The following is a 1,003-nucleotide window of genomic DNA, read 5'->3' as shown; positions in this document are numbered from 1 at the left end:
ATGCGGTAGCGGGCGAAAGACCGAAGCACCTTTGGGACAGCAAGCCCGTGGGAGAGCTTGGGTCCTCGCCCGCCGTTCCATCGAACCCGAACAGTCGCCAGGGCCGCTTGCGCAAGCGAAGCCCGATTAGGCAAGGATGGGAGAAGATGGAGAAGATCGTAGGTATCGACGTTTCCAAGGATCGACTTGATGTGGCGGTCTGGCCTGAGGCAGGGGCGTTTGCCGTCGGCAACGATGATGATGGCATCCATGAGTTGCTTGATCGGCTGCGGGAGATCAGGGCCGATGCGATTGCGCTCGAGGCGACCGGCGGCTTCGAAACCCTGGCGGTCGCCCGGCTGTCGGCCGCCGGATTGACGGTGCTTGTCGTCAATCCGGCACAGGTACGCGCCTATGCCAATGCGATCGGCCGCAAAGCCAAGACCGACCCGATCGATGCTCAAGTCATTGCCGCTTTCGTTGCAGCGACAAAACCCGAAATCCGGTCGTTGCGCGATGCCGAGACACAGGCTCTTTCGGCGCTCGTCGCCCGCAGGCAGCAGATCGTGCAGATGATCGTGGCGGAAGAGAACCGGGCGCACATGGTGCTGGCCAAACAGGCGCACAAGAGCATCAAGCGGTTGCTTGCAGCACTCCGGCGCGAGCTTGAAAGCATCGATGCCGACCTTGACGACCAAATCCGCAAATCGCCGGTATGGCGGGTGCGCGAGCAGCTACTGACGTCAGTTCCGGGCGTAGGGTCGGCAACGGCACGCACGCTTTTGGCCGAGATGCCTGAATTGGGCAGCCTCGACCGCCGTCAGATCGCGTCGCTGGCTGGGTTGGCGCCATGGACGCGACAGTCGGGAAAGTGGAAGGGCAAGAGCTTCATCGGCGGCGGCAGGGGCAAGGTACGCGCCGTGCTGTTCATGGCCGCCCTCGTCGCCAGCCGACACAATCCCGCCCTCAAGGCCTTCCGCGATCGCCTGGTCGCAGGCGGCAAACCCAAGATCGTCGCCATCGT

General features: G+C 63.2%; 1 protein-coding gene. It reads left to right on the top strand.

What is annotated here, in order from left to right:
* Positions 1–146 precede the first annotated feature (146 nt).
* Positions 147–1,003: IS110 family transposase (locus AC244_RS34770; protein WP_053253364.1), on the top strand; the 857-nt coding region annotated here is incomplete at its 3' end.

The organism is Ensifer adhaerens, from assembly GCF_001270265.1.
GTDB lineage: Bacteria > Pseudomonadota > Alphaproteobacteria > Rhizobiales > Rhizobiaceae > Ensifer > Ensifer adhaerens_B.
Note: the sequence above shows the minus strand (reverse complement) of the source record. Positions and strands in the feature narration are given on the sequence as shown.